The sequence below is a fragment of the Xanthomonas sp. NCPPB 3959 genome, from assembly GCF_056675575.1.
Genome location: NZ_JBWWVR010000003.1, coordinates 39,845 through 59,186 on the forward strand (window position 1 = coordinate 39,845; position 19,342 = coordinate 59,186).

Below are 19,342 nucleotides of genomic sequence, written 5' to 3' on the forward strand. Positions count from 1 at the left end.
GTCGCGCTCGCTCAACGCAGCTCTTGCTCGCGATGTCGCTTGCTCGGTTGACGCGCCGATGTGCAACGCAGCTCCAACCACGCCTGTCATCCACACAAGCGGCGTCATGCGCGGCACGCATGCGAGTGTTCCGACGTCACACACACGTGAAAGATGCATCACGTCCCTACACCACACCTTGACCGCACAGGCATCAAGGTGATGGCCCTCCTCTCAGCCATCGCCACGGGGTCCGCATGAATGCCACGCCCGCCACTGCCACTCATCTGGCGCCGGCCACCGCTACCACTGCTGCGCCGACCTACCCGGTCAACCTGCGCATCAACGGTCAGCCCTACCAATTACAGCTCGAAGCCTGGGTGAGCCTGCTCGACCTGCTGCGCGACCGGCTCGATCTCACCGGCACCAAAAAAGGCTGCGACCACGGCCAGTGCGGCGCGTGCACCGTGCTGGTGGATGGTCGCCGCATCAATAGCTGCCTCACGCTTGCGGTCATGCAGGACGGGGCCGACATCACCACGGTCGAGGGCCTGGCCGATGGCGAACAACTGCATCCGTTGCAGCGCGCATTCATCGAAAACGATGCCTTCCAGTGCGGCTATTGCACGCCTGGGCAATTGTGTTCGGCTGTCGGCCTGATCAACGAAGGCCAGGCGCACGACCGCGATCAAGTGCGCGAATTGATGAGCGGCAATCTCTGCCGTTGCGGTGCTTATCCGCAGATCACCGATGCGGTGATGGAAGTGCTGGGCAAACCCAGCAACAGCAGCGAGAGCGCCACCACACCGTGGACGCCAGGGACGGTGCCGGCATGATTCCGCTTACCTACACGCGCCCGGACAACGTCGATGCGGCGCTCACTGCACTTGCAGTGCGCGGCAACGACCCACAGCCGGTGCCTGCCGAAGCCCCCGTGCGTCTGATCGCCGGCGGCACCAATCTCACCGATCTGATGAAGCTGCAAGTGATGCGGCCCAGCCGCCTGGTCGATATCAACCGGCTGCCGCTGGACAGCATCAGCACGCAGCCTGATGGCGGACTGCGCTTGGGCGCGCTTGCGCGCAATGCCGACACCGCTTATCACCCGGAGGTGGAAACACGCTACCCCTTGCTGAGCGCCGCGATTCTGGCCGGTGCCTCGCCGCAGATCCGCAATATGGCCAGCAATGGCGGCAACCTGTTGCAGCGCACGCGCTGCGTGTACTTCTACGACCATGCCACGCCGTGCAACAAACGCGAGCCAGGCACGGGATGCTCGGCCATCGGCGGGCTGACCAAATATCACGCCATCCTGGGCGCCAGTGCGCACTGCATCGCCACGCATCCCTCGGATATGTGCACGGCATTGGCGGCGCTGGATGCAGTCGTGCATGTGCAAGGCCCCAATGGCGAACGCGATATTCCCTTTGCGCAGTTCCATCGTTTGCCGGGCGATCACCCGGAGCTGGACAGCACCCTGGCGCCGGACGAGCTGATCGTGCATATCGATCTGCCCGATGCGCAGCGCTTCGCCGCGCACAGTGCCTATCTGAAAATTCGCGAGCGCCTGTCGTATGCCTTCGCGCTGGTCTCGGTGGCCGCAGCGCTGGAATTGGCAGAGGACGGCAGCATCCGCGAGGTGCGCGTTGCACTGGGCGGCGTGGCGCACAAGCCCTGGCGCAATCCCGAGGCCGAAGCACAGCTGGTGGGCAAGCCGGCCACGGCTGAGAGTTTCGGCAGCCTGGCCGACGCGTTGCTGCAAGGCGCGCAATCCCAAGGCGAAAACGCCTTCAAACTGCCGCTGGCCCGCCGCGCGATCGTGCGTGCATTGGACGTCGCCCGCGAGGGCACCATCGACAACCGCGGGCGAACCAGCGCGCTGGAGGAATCGCCATGAACGCACGCAGCACCGATCTATCCAACAGCGACCTGACCCCACCGGTTGCCGACAGCGGCACCGGCTATCGCCCCACCGGCACCGGTGTCACCCGCATCGACGGGCGTGCCAAGGTCACCGGCCAGGCGCGCTATGCCGCCGAATGGCCGGTGCCGGATCTGGCCTATGGCGTGGTGGTCAACAGCAGCATTGCCAAGGGCGAGATCGTCGCCTTCCATCTCGCCGCCGCGCGTGCAGTGCCCGGCGTGCTGGAGATCGTCACCCATGAAAACCGCCCGCATATGCGCGGCATGGACCTGTTCTACAAGGACATGACCGCACCTGCCGGCTCGCCGTTCCGCCCCTTGTACGACAACAAGATCCTGTACAGCGGCCAGCCGATCGCATTAGTGGTTGCCGACACCTTCGAAGCCGCGCGCCACGCGGCGCATCTGGTGGAAGTGGAGCTGCTGCAGGACCCGCACGAAACCAACCTGATGACCAATCTGGACCGTGCGCACAAACCCAAGGCCATGAAGGCCGGTTTCTCGCCGCCGCCCAAGGACAAGGGTCAGCCGGAGACCGCGTTCGTCAATGCCGCCGTGCAGGTCCAGGCCGACTATTACAGCGGCGTGGAGCACCATAATCCGATGGAGTTGTTCGCCTCCACCGTGATCCGCGAGGACGATGGCCACTTCACCATTTACGACAAGACCCAGGGCTCGCAGAACAGCCGTTGGTATGTCTCGCATGTGTTCGGTTTGAGCAAGCGCAAGGTCACCGTGCGCAATCCCTACGTGGGCGGTGCCTTCGGCTCCGGGCTGCGCCCGCAGTATCAATTGCCGCTTGCGGTGATGGCTTCGATCCTGCTGGACCGCTCGGTGCGCGTGGTGCTGACGCGGCAACAGATGTTCACCTTCGGCCATCGCCCGGAGACATTGCAGCGGCTCAAGCTCGGTGCAGACCGTGACGGCACCTTGCGTGCGATCTGGCACGAAGCCATTGCCGAAACCTCACGCATCGAGGATTACGTCGAGGTGGTGGTCAATTGGAGTGGGCAGTTGTATGCCTGCGACAACGTGCATCTGGGCTACAACCTGGTGAGCCTGGATCAGTTCAGCCCGATGGACATGCGTGCACCCGGCGCCGCACACGGCGTGCATGCACTGGAAGTGGCGATGGACGAGTTGTCCTATAAGCTCGGCATGGATCCGCTGGCGCTGCGCCTGAAGAATTACGCTGAGGTCAATCCGGCCGACGACAAGCCTTTTTCCAGCAAGGCACTGCGCGCGTGCTACCAGCAAGGTGCCGAACGCTTCGGTTGGGCGCAGCGCCCTTTGCAGCCGCGCGCGCGCAAGGAAGGCAATGAATGGGTCGGCTGGGGTATGGCCACCGGCCAATGGGATGCGATGCAGATGTTTGCGCGCGCGCACGCGGTGTTGCATGCCGATGGGCGGCTGGTGGTGAGCAGCGCGGCCAGCGATATCGGCACCGGCACCTATACGGTGATGGCGATGATCGCCGCCGAAGCGCTGGGCTTGCCGCTGGAGCAGGTCACCTTCCAACTCGGCGATTCCACATTGCCGGTCGCACCGATCGAAGGCGGCTCGTCGCATGTGACCACCGTGGGTTCGGCGGTGGATGGTGCATGCGGGAAACTGCGCGCGCGGCTGCTGCGGCTGGCGCAGGCGTTACCGAATTCACGCTTTACCAAGGCCAAGCTGGACGAGGTGGTTTTCGCCGATGGCACGCTGGCATTGCGCGCCGATGCCGGTACCACCATCGCCTTGACCGAGCTGTTGCGTGCCGCTCAGCTGGAACAGATCGAAGACAAGTTCCTGCTGCTCCCCAATGTGCTCAAGCAACGCAACTACACCCGCGCCACCCATGGCGCGGTGTTCGTGGAGGTGCGCGTGGACGAAGAGCTGGGCACGGTGCGGGTGACCCGCGTGGTCAGCGCGATTGCGGCCGGGCGCATCCTCAACCCGATCACCGCGCGCAGCCAGATCGTCGGCGGCGTGGTCTGGGGCATCGGCCAGGCATTGCACGAGCACACCCAGTCCGATCACCGTTTCGGCCGTTTCATGAATCACGATTTTGCGATGTATCACGTCTCTGCCAATGCCGACATCCATGACATCGATGTGATCTTCGCCGACGAGGACGACCGCATTGTCAGCAGCCTGGGCGCGAAGGGCGTGGGCGAAATCGGCCTGGTCGGCGTGTCGGCGGCGATCTGCAATGCGATCTTCCATGCCACCGGCAAGCGCATCCGCAGCACCCCGATGACGCCAGACAAGGTGATGGCGGACTGAGGCCTGCACTGCAGGTACCCACGCCCATCAGGCAGAGCGATCTGCCTGATGGGTGGGCGCGCCTGCAGCGTGTTGTCGCTGCAGCGTCCGCAGCGACCGCTGGCACAACAATCAGATCAGCTGCGTGTCGGTGGTGCCGAACCAGGGCAGACGGCGCGTCTAGCTTATTGGAGTACGTGTCTTTCGGAGGATCAAGCGTCAGCGGCACGAAAGTGCCGCTGGCGGTGGACGCAGCGCGTCCAACAAACCATCACATGCACTCAGGTGCGCGTTGCCGCCATGAAGTGCGCACGGTCCTGCTGGGTGCGTCGACGGATTTCCGCCAGTGCATCGCTTTCGGTCGCTTCCAGCATGGATTCGAACAGGCGCTGGAAGTGGTTGCGCATGGCCGTGCGTGCCGCTACCGGGTCGCGTTGCTGCAGTGCCTGCAGGATGGCGGTGTGCTCGTCCACGCGGGTGGCGCCGTCGTCGTGGCAGACCCGCGCGTACACCTCGCGCACGCGCGGCAATTCGTTGCGCATGCGCCAGATCAACTGCACGCAATGCGCCACCACCGGGTTGCCGCTGATGCGCGCGATCGCCAGGTGGAATGCACGGTCGTATTCGGCAGCGGCCGCATCGCTGAGCCCCGGCGCCGACAGCGCCTCGATCATGCCGCGCAGTTCGTCCAGCTCCGCATTGGTGATGTGGCTGGCCGCCAATGCGGCCGCCTCCGCCTCGATCACCGCGCGCGCGGCGGTCAGCTCGAACGCGCTGACATCCGGCAACGCGCCCTCGTCCGAGGCCAGGCGTGGCTTGACGTACACGCCCGAGCCGATCTTGATCACGATGCGGCCCTGCGCCTCCAGCGCGATCTCGGCCTCGCGCACGGTCACGCGGCTGACGCCGAAGCGCTCGGCCAACTCGCGCTCGCCTGGCAGGCGCGAGCCGACCGGGAATTCACCCGTGTCGATCAGTGCGCGGATCTTGGCGGCAACGGAGTGGTACAGGCGGTTTTCGGACATCGGCGACTCAAACCCTCAAGGTGATCGGCCCGGCACGCGGGTGCCAGAAAGGTGGCGCGGCGGAAGCCGTGCCGGTAAGCGACATTAGAACCGGTAGCGCACCCCCAAATAATAGCGTCGCCCGTAAGTGTTGTACTCACGGAAGCTGCCGGGCACCGGCATGTCGGAGATGCGCGGCTCGTTGGTCAGGTTGGACGCCTCCAGCGACACCGACAGCTGCGCATTGAAGCGGTAGCTGGCGCGCAGGTCCAGGGTGCCGCTGTCGCGCACGTAGCGGTTCTGCGCCGGGGCGCCGACGAACTTCTGGAAATACTCGGAGCGGTACTTGTAGATGGCCTGCAGGTCGACCGCGCCGATGGCGTAATACAGCTGGCCGGAAAACACGTGCCGCGACAGGCCGAAGATATTGGCCGGCGCGACGATGCCGCTGCTCACCAGGCCGGTCGCCGGATCGACCTGGTCGCCCAGGCGCAGATCCTGGGTCTTGTAGTTGGAATCGGCGTAGTTGTAGCTCAGCTTGACGCCCAGGCCGTCGAACGGCGCCGGCAGGTAGGAGAAGCGGTGGGTGCCGGTCAGCTCCAGCCCGGTGAGATCGCTTTTTTGCCGGGTGGTGACGTCCTGCACCACCGGCACCACCACCGACGTGCCGTCGATGACGAAGCGCTCGTCCACCACCGTGGGCACCGCGCCACCGGTGAACTGCTTGTAGTACAGCGCAGCACTGAGCAGGGAGTCGGCATTGGGATACCACTCCAGCGACACGTCCGCATTGGACGACAGCAGCGGCTGCGTGCGCGGGTTGCCGGTGGCGGTGATGCTGCCGATCGCCTCGCCGACGGTATTGAATTCGGCCCCCGGTTCCAGGATGAAGGTCCGCCCGGCAGACAGTGCCACCAGATCCGGACGCGCCATGGCCCGGTACAGGCCGACGCGCAGCTGGGTCTGGTCGGTGAGGCCGATGTTGGCGTTGAAGCTGGGCAGGAACACGCGGTTGGACGCGCGCACCGTCTGCGCGGCGAAGCGCCCGGTTTCCACCAGCTGGATGGTGCCGTCGGGGTTGTCGACCACGTCCAGTTCGCCGCGCAACCCCACCGAGCTCACGTCGGTGCGCACCCAGCGCACGCCCAGGTTGCCATCCAGCGGCAGCCCGAACAGCGTGCTGGCGAACTCGCCCATCACGTACAGCGCGCGGGTCTTTTCTTCCACGTCGGCGTCGGCGGTGCCGCGCGGGTCGGCGTTGCGGCCGGTGTCGTCCACGCCGGTGATGGCGCTGAACAGACAGCGACTGTCGAAGGTGGCCCACTGCTGGATGGTGTTGCCGCTGGCGCTGGAGAGAAAATCCTCCTGCGGAAACGGTTGCCGGCAGGCCAGGTTGGCGGCGCGGATCGTGGCCGCATCGGTGACATTGCGCTCGACGCGGTCGTCCAGGTCGCGGTAGGTCGCCTCGGACAGGCGCACGCCGCCCTTGATGGAGGTGAGCAGCCCGCTTTCCGGGGTGAAGGCGCCATCGAAACGCCAGGCCCGGATGGTGTGCTCGCGGCGCAACTCGTCGCGGCGCGCGCGCGCGGCCGCGCTGAAATTGTCCGGGTTGTTCAGGTCGAACGCGGGATCGACGACGATCCCCGGCACATCGCCGGCGTAGGTATAGGTGTAGTCCACGCGTTGCCCGTTGATCCCGGGCACGCGGTTGCCGTTGATGTCGGTGGCGTTGGAGCGCAGCCGCATCAGGCGGTCGATCTCGCTGCGCTCGGTGCGCGAATACGACAGGTCGGTGGACAGCATCCAGGCCGCGTTCGGGCGCCATTCCACGCGTAGCCCGCCACCGCGATACTGCTCGTCGCGCACCTTGTAGTCGGTGGAGGACTCCACCGTGCTGCTGCCGGTGTGGCCGAGCAAGGCGCCGTTGTTGCCCACCTGGCGGTTGTTGAGGTTGCGCAAGGTCTCGGAGAAATTGAGCTCGGCGCGGTCTTCGGTCACGGTGCGCTGCGAGTCCTGGTAATCCAGTGCCACATCCAGGCCGTCGAAGGGCCGCCATTGCAGCGCGGCGAAGGCCGCGTCGCGTTGATCGTGTTCGCTGATCTGGCGGTATACGCGGCTGCCGGGTGCCAGGTAATACGGCGTGCCGGCCTGCACTTGGGCCGGGGTCACGGCGGTGCAGTTGCGGCTGGCGCCCACCACCTCATTGGCGTTGCAGGCCGTCCAGGTGGAGCTGCTGCTCATCACTTCTTCCGGGTTGGTGCCCTCCAGCCGCTGCAGGCCGAGCGAGACCCCGAGTTTGCCGGCCCCGCGCAGATCGAACTGGTCCAGGTAGCTGACGGTGCCGCGCCAACCCACGCCATCGGCGTCGCGCAACTTGCTGTCGCCATCGGCATATGTCGCGCGCCCGTCCAGTTGCACGCGGCGCTTGCCGAATTCCAGCGGCCGCACGGTCTGCATGTTGACCGTGCCGGCGATGCCGCCTTCGACGAAGTCGGCGCGCTGGGTCTTGTAGATCGCCACGGTGTTGATGAGTTCGGAGGGGAACTGGTTGAAGTTCACCGAGCGGTCGCCGCTGCCGTTGCTGGCCTCGCGCCCGTTGAAGGTGGCCGAGCCCAGGAACGGCCCCAGGCCACGGATGGAAATCTCCGAGGCGCCGCCCTTTTCGCGGTGCGTGGCCGCACCGGTGATGGTCTCGATCGCCTCGCCGATCGACAGCGCCGGCAGATCGCCGATGTCCTCGGCCGACAGCACGTCGGCCACCACCGTCTGCTCGCGCTTGCTGTCGATGGACGACTGGATCGAGCTGCGGATGCCGGTGACCTTGACCTGGTCCAGCGTGGTGGGTGCTTGCTGCGGCGGCGCCTGGGCAGCATCGGTCTGCTGGGCGGCCGCTTGTGCACTCGCCAGTGCAAGGGCGCCCAGCAGCGCCTGAGCCAAGACGTTACGGCTAATTGGTATAGATGATTGGACTATTTCTAAATACCGCACAATTCCTCCTCCCAAAGGACGCCCGAAATCGAGCAATGCGGAGATTCCACGCGGATAAACTCCAAGTCAATCATTTCCTCGATTTACCTAACGAGCCACCTGATTAGGCCAATTTCGCTAGATATTTTGTGCGCACGCAGCATGACATCCGGCGTTCCACCCGTTTCAATAGCGAGCAACTGGACTACGATTTTGGTTTACGATCCAGCCTGCACTGTTACCCTCGGCCATCACCGACGCGCCAGCGTCCAGGAGCATCCCGATGCGATCCCCCGTCTCCCTTGCCTGCCTGTTGCTGCTGTGTGCGCCCGCCTGGATCGGCTCGGCCAAGGCCACCGAGTACCTGGTGCACGACCAGAGCGAGTACGCCGTGGCGGCGGCCGCACTACGTGCCGGCGATCGCATCGTGCTGGCCGATGGGCAGTGGCGGGATTTCGCCATCGTGCTGCGCGGGCAAGGCACCGCCGAGCAGCCGATCACCCTCACCGCGCAGACGCCCGGCAAGGTGATCATCAGCGGCACCTCCGACCTGCGCATGGCCGGCACCTACCTGGTGGTGTCCAACCTGGTGTTCCGCGACGGCCATAGCCCGGGCGATGCGGTGCTGTCGTACCGCATTTCCAGCAAGGAACGCGCGCGCCACAGCCGCATCACCGGGGTGGTGGTGGACGGCTTCAGCAAGCCCACCCGCAGCGATTCGGACAACTGGGTGGCGCTGTACGACAGCGACAACCGCTTCGATCACAACCAGCTGGTCGGCAAGACCAATGCCGGCCCCACCCTGGTGGTGGTGCGCGACGCCACCCAGGGCCTGGACAACCGCCATCGCATCGACCACAACTGGTTCGGGCCACGCCCCAACCTGGGCGCCAATGGCGGCGAGACGCTACGCATCGGCACCAGCAGCGATGCCGACAGCGCCTCCAACTCGGTGGTGGACAACAACTGGTTCGAAGGCTGCGACGGCGAGGTGGAGGTGGTCTCCAACAAGTCCGGCGGCAACACCTACCGTGGCAATGTATTCAAGCAATCGCGCGGCGCGCTGGTGCTGCGGCATGGCGATGGCAACCTGGTCGAGCGCAATGTGTTCTTCGGCGATGGCAAGGCCGACACCGGCGGCATCCGCGTGATCAACCGCAAGCAGACCGTGCGCCACAACTATCTGGAAAACCTGGCCGGCGATGGCTATTCGTCGGCACTGAGCATCATGTACGGGGTGCCCAACTCGCCCGCCAACCGCTACGTGCAGGTGGACCAGGCGCGCATCGAGCGCAACACCTTCGTCAGCGTCAATCAGCTGTTCTTCGGCGCCGGCATGGATGCCGAACGCACCGCCGCACCGATCAACAGCCGCTTTGCCGGCAACCTGATCGTGGCCGCGTCCGACCCGGTGCGCGTGCTGGGCGATCTCTCCGGCATTGCCTTTGCCAGCAACCTGCAAAGCCCGCTGGCATCCACCCGCCTGCCCGGCGGCGTCAACAGCCGCCAGGTGACGATGACCCGCGCCAGCACCGGCTTGCTGGTCGCCGACAACGCCAACGGCGTCGGCGCAGACCCGGCGCTGAGCTACATCGCGCGCGCGCAGGTGGGCGTGAGCTGGTACCCCAAGCAGGCGCCGCAAGCGGTGACCGACAGCGGCCGCCGCACGCGCGTGCGACCCGGCCCGGCCAGCCTGACCGACGCCGTGGCGCAGGCCGGCCCCGGCGATCGCCTGCAACTGGACGCTGGGCGCTACCAGGTCGATGACATTCTCGACGTGGACCGCCCACTGACCTTGGAAGGCCCGCCACGCGGCCGCGCACGGATCCGCTTTTCGCAACCGGCACTGTTCCAGATCGCACCCGGCGGCTCGCTCAGCCTGGCCCGGCTCGAGATCGATGGCCGCGCCGCGCCCGCGCAGCCGGGCAACGCGGTCATCCGCACGATGCCCGGCACCGCCGTGGCGCAGTACCAGCTCACGCTGCGCGACACGCATATGCATCATCTGGACGCACAACCCGGCTTCGATGTGATCGCACTCGGCAAGGGCAGCCTGGCCGACCACATCCTGCTGGACCGGCTGCTGGTCGAAGACGTCTCCGGCCGGGTGCTGTCCGCGCACGCCGAGACCGACGACCGTGGCACCTACAACGTCGAACAGGTGACGGTGCGGCAGTCGCAGTTCCACCGCGTCGCCGGGCCGGTGCTGGACCTGTATCGCGGCGGCCGCGACGAAAGCACCTTCGGCCCGGTGCTGCAGGTGAGCGACTCGCACTTTGCGCAGGTCGGCCACGCTGCGGGTGCGTCGCTGCGCCTGCACGGCGTACAGCGCATTGCGCTGCGCAACAACCGCTTCGTCGACAGCGCCGCGATCCTGGCGCAGCGCACCACCGGCACGCCCCATCTCATCGCCAGCGGCAACCAGTTCGTCGGCACCCCGGCGTTGCGCGCCGACGCAGCGGAGCCCCTGCTATGACCCGTTCCACCCGCCTGTTGCTGCTGGTCCTGGTCGGCGCCGGCAGCGCCCTGCCCTGCGTCGCCGCCCCGTCACCTGCGGCCGAGCAAGCGGCGCAGCCGCAACAGCGCGCGACCGATGCCGCGCCGGTGCTGGTGAGCGCCCAGCAATGGCGCGACATGGCCAGCGATGGCGCCAAACTGCCGGTATTCGCCCGCGAACAGGCACGCGCAGAAGCAAGCGTGCGCGCAGCGATGCGGGCCGGCGTGGACGTGCCGGTGCCCAAGGATCCCGGCGGCGGCGCCAGCCACGAGCAGCACAAACGCAACTACCAGGCCATCCAGGCCGCCGGCGCGTTGTACCGCCTCACCGGCGATCGCGCCTACGCCGACTACGCGCGCGACGTGCTGCTGGCTTACGCACGCCTGTATCCCACGCTGGGCGCACACCCCGCCGGGCGCGGCCAGGTGCCGGGGCGGCTGTTCTGGCAGTCCTTGAACGACTCGGTGTGGCTGGTCTACGCAAGCCAGGGCTACGACGCCATCCGCGACACGCTCAGCGCGCAGGACCGCGCCACCATCGACCGCGATGTGTTCGCGCGCATGGCGCACTTCCTGTGCGACGAAAGCGCCGACAACTTCGACAAGATCCACAACCACGCCACCTGGGCGGTGGCCGCGGTCGGCATGACCGGCTATGTGCTGCGCGATCAGGCGTTGGTGGACAAGGCACTGCGCGGCAGCAAGCGCGATGGCAAGGCCGGCTTCCTGGCACAGGTGGACCAGCTGTTCTCGCCGGACGGCTATTACGCCGAAGGCCCGTATTACCAACGCTATGCGTTGGCGCCGTTCGTGCTGTTCGCCAACGCGATCGAACGCAACCAGCCGCAGCAGCGCATCTTCCAGCGCCGCGACGGCGTGCTGCTCAAAGCCGTGGACAGCCTGGTGCAGAGCAGCTACGGCGGCTATTTCTTCCCGATCAACGACGCCATCCTCGACAAGGGCCTGGATACCGAAGAACTGGTGGCCGGCATCGGCATCGCCTACGCGCAGACCCACGATGCGCAGCTGCTGTCCATCGCACAACGCCAGCGCCGCGTGCTGCTGACGCCCGAAGGCCTGGCCGTGGCCACCGCGCTCGCGCAGGACCGCGCCCAACCGTTCGCCTTCGGCAGCGTGTTGCTGCGCGATGGCGCGCAGGGCGACCAGGGCGCACTGGCGATCCTGCGCAGCGGCGGCGACGACGGCCAGACACTGGTGATGAAGAACACCTCGCAAGGCATGGGCCACGGCCATTTCGACAAGTTGAACTGGCTGTTCTACGACAACGGCCAGCGCGTGGTCACCGACTACGGCGCGGCGCGCTTCTTGAATGTGGAAGCCAAGGCCGGCGGCATCTATCTGCCGGAGAACACCAGCTGGGCCAAGCAGACCGTTGCGCACAACACGCTAGTGGTGAACGAGACCAGCCACTTCAACGGCGACTGGAAAGTGGGCGAGCAACACGCGCCGACGCAGCTGCTGTTCGCCAGCGATGCCGACACCCAGATCGTGTCGGCGCGCATGCAGCAGGCCTACGACGGAGTCACATTCACCCGTACCCAGGCGTTGCTGTCGCACCCGGAGCTGCGCCTGCCGGTGGTGGTCGACCTGCTGCGCGTCAACGCCAGCGCTCCGGCACGTTACGACCTGCCGCTGCACTTCAACGGGCAGATCATGCAGGTCGGCTTCACCGCAGAGCGCGCACTGACGCAACGCCCGGTACTGGGCAAGGCCAACGGCTATCAGCATCTGTGGGTGGATGCCTCCAGCGATGCGAGCACCGACACGCGCAGCCTGAGCTGGCTGCTCGCCGGCCGTTTCTACAGCTACCGCTTCGGCAGCAGCGCGCCTGCGCGTGCGTTGCTGGTGGAGAGCGGCGCCAACGACCCGAACTTCAACCTGCGCCGCGAACCGGCGCTGATCCAACGCGTCGATGGGCAGGCGAACGTCAGCTTCTTCGGCGTGCTGGAACCGCATGGCGAATACAACGGCACCGCCGAATACGTGCATGGGGCCAACAGCCGCATCCGCGCCATCGAGCGCGTGCGCGGCGACGATGCCGAGGTGATCGTGCTCACCCTGGTCGGCGGCAAGCGCATCGCGCTGGCGGTGGCCGACGATGCCGATGCGCAACGCGCCCACCAGGTGCAGGCGGCCGGTCAGCGCTACAGCTGGCGCGGCGGCTACGCGCGCTTCGATCGCGCCGCAGGTGCGCAATGAGCACCGCCGCCACTTCCACCCGCACCGGCCCTGCGGGCAAGCGCTCGGCGGTGCGCTGGCTGATCGTGGCGCTGATCGCGGTGGCCACGGTGATCAACTACATCGACCGCAATGCGTTGGCAGTGATGTGGCCGGCGATCTCGCGCGATATCGGCGCCACCAAGGAAGACTATGCGCTGCTGGTCACCATCTTCATGCTGTTCTATGCCGCCGGGCAGTTCGTGTTCGGGCGGCTGTTCGACATCATCGGCACCCGGCTCGGCTTTGCCCTGTCCATCGCGGTGTGGTCGCTCTCCATCGCGCTGCATGCGGTCACGCACTCCATCACGGCGTTCTCGGTGGTGCGCGCACTGCTGGGCATCAGCGAAGCCGGCGCCTGGCCGGGCGCGGTCAAGGCCAATGCGGAATGGTTTCCCGCGCGCGAGCGTGCGTTGGCGCAGGGCATCTTCAATGCCGGCGCCTCCATCGGCGCGATCGTCTCGGCGCCACTGATCGCGCTGCTGTTCCTGTCGTTCGGCTGGAAGGGCACCTTCGTGCTGATCGGCGTGCTCGGCATGCTCTGGTTGCTGCCGTGGCTGGTGATCTACCGCGCCGGGCCGGACCGGCATCCCTGGGTCAACGCGGCCGAGCGTGCGTTGATCCTGGATGCGCCCGAGGCCGGCAGCGCGCCGCCGCCGGCCTACCTGCCCACGCTGCGCCAGCTGATGTCGCACCGGCAAAGCTGGGGGATCGTGCTGGCGCGGTTCTTCCTGGATCCGATCTGGTGGCTGTTCGTGTCGTGGCTGCCGATCTACCTGGCCGAGACCTTCCACTTCGACATCAAGCAGATCGGCGCGTTCGCCTGGGTGCCGTTCGTCGGCGCGATGCTGGGCAGCCTGTGCGGCGGTTGGCTGTCCGGGCGCCTGATCGCGGCCGGCTGGAGCGTGGACCGCGCGCGCAAATGGACCATCACCCTGGGCGGGGCGATCATGGCGCCGGCGCTGCTGGGCGCCGTGCAGGCGGCCGACCCGCGCATGGCGGTGCTGACGATTGCCGCGGTGCTGTTCGGCTTCCAGATCGCCATCGGCAATATCCAGACCCTGCCGGGCGATCTGTTCGCCGGCAAATCGGTCGGCTCGCTGGCCGGGATCGGCGGCATGGCCGCAGTGGCCGGCACCTTGATCACCACCTGGCTGGTCCCGGTGATGACCGCGACCTCGTACGCACCGATGTTCATCCTGGTCGCCGCGCTGGTGCCGGCCTCGCTGGCCGCGCTGTGGCTGGTCACCGGCCGCATCCACCGACTCGACGCACCGGGCACCTGACCGTGCCCGCTGCCTTCTCCGCTTTCCCCACACCAACAGGACACACCCGCATGCACTTCCACGACAAGGTCGCCATCGTCACCGGCGGTGGCCGCGATATCGGCCGCGCCATCTCGCTCAAGCTGGCTGCGGCCGGCGCCAAGGTCTGCATCAACTACGCCAACGACGACGCCAGCGCGCGCGACACGCTGGCGCAGCTGCAGGCCGCCGGCGGCCAGGGCATCCTGCACCGCGCCGACGTCACCGATGCCACCGCCGTGGCCGGCCTGCTGACCGCCACCCGCACCGCCTTCGGCCAGCACATCGATGTGCTGATCAACGTGGCCGGCGGCATGCTGGCACGCAAGCCACTGGCCGACATCGACGAGGCCTTCTTCCATCAGGTGATGGACCTCAACCTCAAATCGGTCTACCTGACCACCCAGGCAGTGGCGCCGCATATGCGCGAGGGCGGCGCGATCGTCAATTTCGCCTCGCTTGCCGGGCGCGATGGCGGCGGGCCGGGCGCAGCCATCTACGCCACCGCCAAGGCGGCGGTGATGACGTTCTCGCGCGCGATGGCCAAGGAACTGGGCCCGCGCGGCATCCGCGTCAATGCACTGTGCTGCGGCATGATCTCCACCCGCTTCCACGACGACTTCACCAAGCCGGAAGTGCGGGCCTTCGTCGCCAATGCCACCCCGCTACGGCGCGAAGGCCGCCCGGACGAAGCCGCCGATGCGGCGTTGTACCTGGCATCGGATGCGGCCAGCTTCATCAATGGCGCCAACCTGGACGTCAACGGCGGCGTGTTCTTTTCCTGATCGACAACGGAGTCTTGCGCATGGCCTGGCGATGGATGATGACTGCGACACTGGGCGTCTTGCTGGCGGGCCCGGCCACTGCGCACCCGGCACCACGCTGGGTGCCGGCCTGGATCGCCTCGGCGACGCCGGACCGGCTCGACGGCGGCGCCGACACGCCGCTGCAATTCGCCGATGAAACGGTGCGCCAGGACATGCGCCTGGGCAGTGCGGCGGTGGCCTTGCGCGTGCGCATCAGCAACGAGCTGGGCACCGCACCGCTGACGATCGGTGCGGGCACCGCGCGCCTGCTCGGCGGCGCCGGGGACGCGCAACCGCTGCGCTTCGATGGCCGCGCCAGCGTGACCCTGCCGCCCGGTGGCGTGCTGCTCAGCGACCCGGTGCCGCTGCGCGCACCGGCATTGGGCGAGGTGGCGGTCAGCCTGTATTTCCCCACGCTGGCGCGTCCGGCGGTACGCCGCACCGCATTGCGGGTGGTCAAGGGCCAGGCCGAGGTGCCGGACAGCAAGGCGTTGGCGTATCGCCAGAACGTCATCTCCGCCCTTTACGTCCAACCGCCGCATCCCCGCCAGACCGTGGTGGTGGCGCTGGGCGATTCGATCACCGAAGGCGCCACTGCCACGCGCGGCGCCAATGCCGATTGGCCGGCCCTGTTGGCCAGGCGGTTGGAGCAGCGTTGTCCCGGCAGCGTGGTGGTGCTCAATGCCGGCATCAGCGGCAACAAGCTGCTCGACGATGGCCGCAGCCCCAGCGCGCTGGCGCGGCTGGACCGCGACGTGCTGGCGCTGCCCGGAGTGGACCAGGTGATCCTGTTCGAAGGCATCAACGACATTCGCCACAGCGGTCCGCCGGATGCGATTGCCGGCCGCAATGCCGCCGACATGGTGCTGGGGTATCGCCAGATCGTGACCCGGCTGCAGCAACATGGCATCGCCGTGATCGGCGCCACGCTCACGCCGTTCGGCAACTCCGATCGCTACGAGCCGGTGGCGGCGGCCACACGCCAGACGCTCAACGGTTTCATCCGCGATGGGCAGGCATTCGATGCGGTGATCGACTTCGACGCCGCGCTGCGCGACCCCGCCAGGCCTGAGTGGCTACCCGCCACCCTGACCCGCGATTTCCTGCATCCCAACGATGCCGGATATCAACGCATGGCCGCGTCGGTGGACCTGTCGTTGTTCTGCAAGACACGCTGAGCATCCGGTCGCCACGCAGTGGCGCGCATGCGCCAAGCGGGCTGCCACGGTGATGCGGAGAGGTACCGTGCAAAGCGTGGCGCACCAGCTGGCGAACCGTCAACGAAGGCGCCATGCCGCCGTGGCAGTTCGAGCGCCGCGCGGCGCGCAGTGCGCCGCAATGATGTTGCGATCAATCGGCATCACCACCTTCGCGCCGCTGCATTGCTACGGCATCGGCCCCGGCCACATCGTGAGCGTGGTCGGCACCGGCGGGCTTGGCCATCCGGGCATCACGTTCGCACGCGCAACGAGGTGCATGACCGGTTCGTAATCGATCTGCAGGCCTCTGCGTTGTCACCGCGCGGAAAGCGAAAGCAGTCTGGTTACCTGCGTCGCCCATCCTGTAGCGTGCACACACACTGCCACCCAAGAATCCTCACATGTCTCCACGCACGACGCGGCGCCAACTGCTGGGTGGCGCAGCCGCGCTAGGCCTGCTCGCGCGCATTCCTACCGGCTGGGCACTGCCGTCAGGGGCGGTGCGCACGCCTGCTCTCATCGACGCACTGATCGCACGCATGAGCGTTGAAGAAAAAGCCGGCCAGCTCAGCCTGTTCAGCTCGGCGCAGCAGGATGGCAAGGCGATCGTCGCCAACCCGCTTGCACGCTCTGCCGATGGGGACGATCAGCTGGCTGCGGCCCGGGCCGGGCGGCTGACCGGGGTCTTCAATGGCTCCAACGTGCGCTGGCACCAGCAACTGCAGAAGGCAGCGCTGCAAAGCCGGCTGCGCATTCCGTTGCTGTTCGCCGCCGACGTGATCCATGGCTATACCACCGTCTTCCCCGTGCCGTTGGCCGAAGCGGCCAGCTTCGAGCCAGACCTGGCACGGCGCACGGCGCGCGCAGCGGCCATGGAGGCCAGTGCGGTGGGTCTGGACTGGACCTTCGCGCCGATGGTGGACATCGCCCGCGATGCACGCTGGGGCCGTGGCGTCGAGGGCGCTGGCGAAGACGTGCTGCTGGCGCGGCTGTTCGCACAGGCGCGAGTGCGCGGCTTTCAGAGCGATGCGGGATTGGCGAATCCTGATGCGATGGCAGCATGTCCCAAGCATTTCGCCGCTTATGGCGCGGCTGAAGGCGGGCTGGATTACAACCGCGTGGATGTCTCCGAACGGACGCTGCGCGAGGTCTATTTCCCGCCGTTTCAGGCCGCCTTCGCTGCGGGCGCGGTCACGACCATGGCGGCATTCAACGAACTGTCGGGCATTCCGGCAACGGCCAACGCGTGGTTGCTGGATGGCGTGCTGCGGCAGCAGTGGAACTACCCAGGCTTGGTCGTGTCCGACTTCAGCGCCGACCAGGAACTGGTCGCGCACGGCGTTGCAGCCGACGACCGCGAGGCGGCCAGGCTGGCCTTCATGGCCGGGGTGGACATCAGCATGGAAAGCGGCCTGTATCTGCGCTACCTGCCTGCCCTGGTTGCCGCAGGCGAGGTGCCGATGGCACGGCTGGATGCCTCGGTGCGCCGCGTGCTGACGTTCAAGGCGGCGTTGGGGCTGTTCGACGATCCGTTCCGGCGCATCCGGCCCAGGCTCGCGCAGTCGCGTCAGCGCCGCGCCGAGACCCTGGCACTGGCGCGCGAAGCCGCATGCAAATCGGTGGTGTTGCTGAAGAACGAGGGCGAGCTGTTGCCATTGCGACGCAGCGGCCAGCGCATTGCGTTGATCGGGCCAATGGCGCGCGATTGGCTCAATCACGCCGGGCCGTGGAGCCTGTTCGATGAAGAGGACAACCGCAACACGCTGGCCGCTGCACTGTCGGGCGCGCTGGACGACCCCACTGCACTGCGCGTGGAGGACGGTTGCGGCTTCGATCAAGCGCTGCCGGGCGGCGTGCAGGCGGCCGTGGCAGCCGCTGGCGATGCCGATGTGGCGCTGCTGGCAATCGGTGAGCCGCTGAGCTATTCGGGCGAGGCGCAGTCGCGCACCGAGATCAGCATTCCCGAGGTACAGCAGCAATTACTGGCGGCCGTGATCGCCACCGGCACGCCGGTCGTGCTGCTGCTGAGCACCGGCCGTGCACTCGCGCTGGAAGGGCCGGTGCTCGCATGCGCGTCGATCCTGGTCAGCTGGTTCCTGGGTTCGGAGGCGAGCGCTGCAGTGGCCGACATCCTGTTTGGTACGCGTGCGCCATCGGGCCGCTTACCGGTGAGTTTTCCGCACGCGACAGGCCAGGTGCCCTACTTCTACGCACACACCTCCAGCGGCCGCCCCAATCCGCAGCCGGATGTGCTGGAGCCGTATAAAACGCACTACCGAACGGTGCCCAACACCGCACTGTTCCCCTTCGGCCACGGGTTGACCTATGGCCGCATCGAGTACGGCGAGCTGCGCTTGAGCGATACGCGGATGACGGCGACCGGCAGCCTGCGCATCAGCGCGCGCATCCACAACCGCGGCACGCGCGATGCGGAAGAAGTGGCGCAGCTCTACATCCGCGACCGCAGCGCCAGCATCAGCCGCCCGCTGCGCGAGCTGAAGGATTTTCGCAAGCTTGCAGTACCGGCAGGCGGCAGCGTGGCGGTGGAATTCGTGCTGCGGCGTGAGGATCTGTTGTTTATCGGCCAGGCGTTGCAGCCAACCGTGGAGCCCGGCGTGTTCGATGTGTGGGTGGCGCCTTCTGCGGAAGCGGCAGGCGTGTCTGCGCGTTTTGAATTGATGGGCTGAGCGCTAGCCGCAACCGGAGTGGCTCAGCTCAGGGATGGATGTACGGCGTGTCTCGCTCGTGGTGAGGGTATCGCGCCTTCGGCCAGCTTGCTTGGGAACAGCCACACTGCTTTGAGGCTCACGCTCTCGGGTCATCTTGAGGGGTGATGGGACGGTGCGGATGCGTCGGTTTGGAGCGGATGATCTGCGGCTTGGCTGCGGGGCCCTTGCCCGCCCACCATCGCGGGACACGCCGCAAGTACGTCCGTGTAGGCTCTTACGCGGCATCCATGCCGCGTAAGGTCCCGCGACGGTGGGCGGGCAAGGACCAATCGAGATGGTCGGTGTGCAGGGTTGAGAGCAGTGCATACCGTGGAGCCTTGCGATTCGGTGCGGTCTGATCTGCTCCTTCGATGCGAGCAATATCGCTGCCCATTCCAGAAATCACTCCAGTGGTCGACGGAGGCGCGTATGGCCGACATGTTGCCGCCATCGCTGTAGCGTTCGAGGGCT

The 19,342-nt window shown here is 66.8% G+C and carries 12 protein-coding genes; 10 read left to right on the top strand and 2 right to left on the bottom strand.

Going from position 1 to position 19,342, the window contains the following annotated elements; all coding sequences use genetic code 11:
* Positions 1–236 precede the first annotated feature (236 nt).
* The 3 genes from AC1KVG_RS04710 to AC1KVG_RS04720 are packed head-to-tail and all read left to right on the top strand — an operon-like array spanning position 237 to position 4,170.
* Positions 237–815: a (2Fe-2S)-binding protein gene (locus AC1KVG_RS04710; RefSeq protein ID WP_481093651.1), complete on the top strand. Its 579-nt coding sequence runs from the start codon at positions 237–239 to the stop codon at positions 813–815.
* Positions 788–1,876 (top strand): FAD binding domain-containing protein, encoded by a 1,089-nt coding sequence (locus AC1KVG_RS04715; RefSeq protein WP_481093652.1) that lies wholly within the window; start codon positions 788–790, stop codon positions 1,874–1,876. The genes AC1KVG_RS04710 and AC1KVG_RS04715 overlap by 28 nt, the downstream gene beginning before the upstream one ends.
* Positions 1,873–4,170 (top strand): xanthine dehydrogenase family protein molybdopterin-binding subunit, encoded by a 2,298-nt coding sequence (locus AC1KVG_RS04720; protein ID WP_481093653.1) that lies wholly within the window; start codon positions 1,873–1,875, stop codon positions 4,168–4,170. Before AC1KVG_RS04715 ends, AC1KVG_RS04720 begins: the two co-directional genes overlap by 4 nt.
* Positions 4,171–4,430: 260 nt before the next feature.
* On the opposite strand, the gene AC1KVG_RS04725 is transcribed toward AC1KVG_RS04720, so the two are convergent.
* Together AC1KVG_RS04725 and AC1KVG_RS04730 are read right to left on the bottom strand one after the other, a co-directional pair.
* Positions 4,431–5,174, bottom strand: coding sequence for a FadR/GntR family transcriptional regulator (locus AC1KVG_RS04725; protein WP_481093654.1), 744 nt, complete (start codon positions 5,172–5,174; stop codon positions 4,431–4,433).
* An 84-nt stretch (positions 5,175–5,258) separates the two neighbouring features.
* On the bottom strand, positions 5,259–8,090 hold the full coding sequence (locus AC1KVG_RS04730; RefSeq protein WP_481093655.1) for a TonB-dependent receptor: 2,832 nt from the start codon (positions 8,088–8,090) through the stop codon (positions 5,259–5,261).
* Between the two features lie 313 nt (positions 8,091–8,403).
* Between AC1KVG_RS04730 and AC1KVG_RS04735 the strand changes: the two genes are divergently transcribed.
* From AC1KVG_RS04735 to AC1KVG_RS04765, 7 genes are all read left to right on the top strand, one after another.
* Entirely contained in the window at positions 8,404–10,596 is a 2,193-nt protein-coding gene (locus AC1KVG_RS04735) for a polysaccharide lyase 6 family protein (RefSeq protein WP_481093656.1), read from the top strand.
* Positions 10,593–12,836, top strand: coding sequence for an oligoalginate lyase (locus tag AC1KVG_RS04740; protein ID WP_481093657.1), 2,244 nt, complete (start codon positions 10,593–10,595; stop codon positions 12,834–12,836). The genes AC1KVG_RS04735 and AC1KVG_RS04740 overlap by 4 nt, the downstream gene beginning before the upstream one ends.
* Complete coding sequence (locus tag AC1KVG_RS04745) at positions 12,833–14,140, top strand: MFS transporter (RefSeq protein ID WP_481093658.1); 1,308 nt, start codon at positions 12,833–12,835, stop codon at positions 14,138–14,140. Before AC1KVG_RS04740 ends, AC1KVG_RS04745 begins: the two co-directional genes overlap by 4 nt.
* A gap of 50 nt (positions 14,141–14,190) precedes the next feature.
* Positions 14,191–14,943, top strand: coding sequence for an SDR family NAD(P)-dependent oxidoreductase (locus AC1KVG_RS04750; protein ID WP_055819023.1), 753 nt, complete (start codon positions 14,191–14,193; stop codon positions 14,941–14,943).
* A gap of 20 nt (positions 14,944–14,963) precedes the next feature.
* Entirely contained in the window at positions 14,964–16,142 is a 1,179-nt protein-coding gene (locus AC1KVG_RS04755) for an SGNH/GDSL hydrolase family protein (RefSeq protein WP_481093659.1), read from the top strand.
* 160 nt (positions 16,143–16,302) lie between these two features.
* Positions 16,303–16,455: a hypothetical protein gene (locus AC1KVG_RS04760; protein ID WP_481093660.1), complete on the top strand. Its 153-nt coding sequence runs from the start codon at positions 16,303–16,305 to the stop codon at positions 16,453–16,455.
* Positions 16,456–16,564: 109 nt separating this feature from the next.
* Positions 16,565–18,850, top strand: coding sequence for a glycoside hydrolase family 3 N-terminal domain-containing protein (locus AC1KVG_RS04765; protein ID WP_481093661.1), 2,286 nt, complete (start codon positions 16,565–16,567; stop codon positions 18,848–18,850).
* Positions 18,851–19,342: the final 492 nt, after the last annotated feature.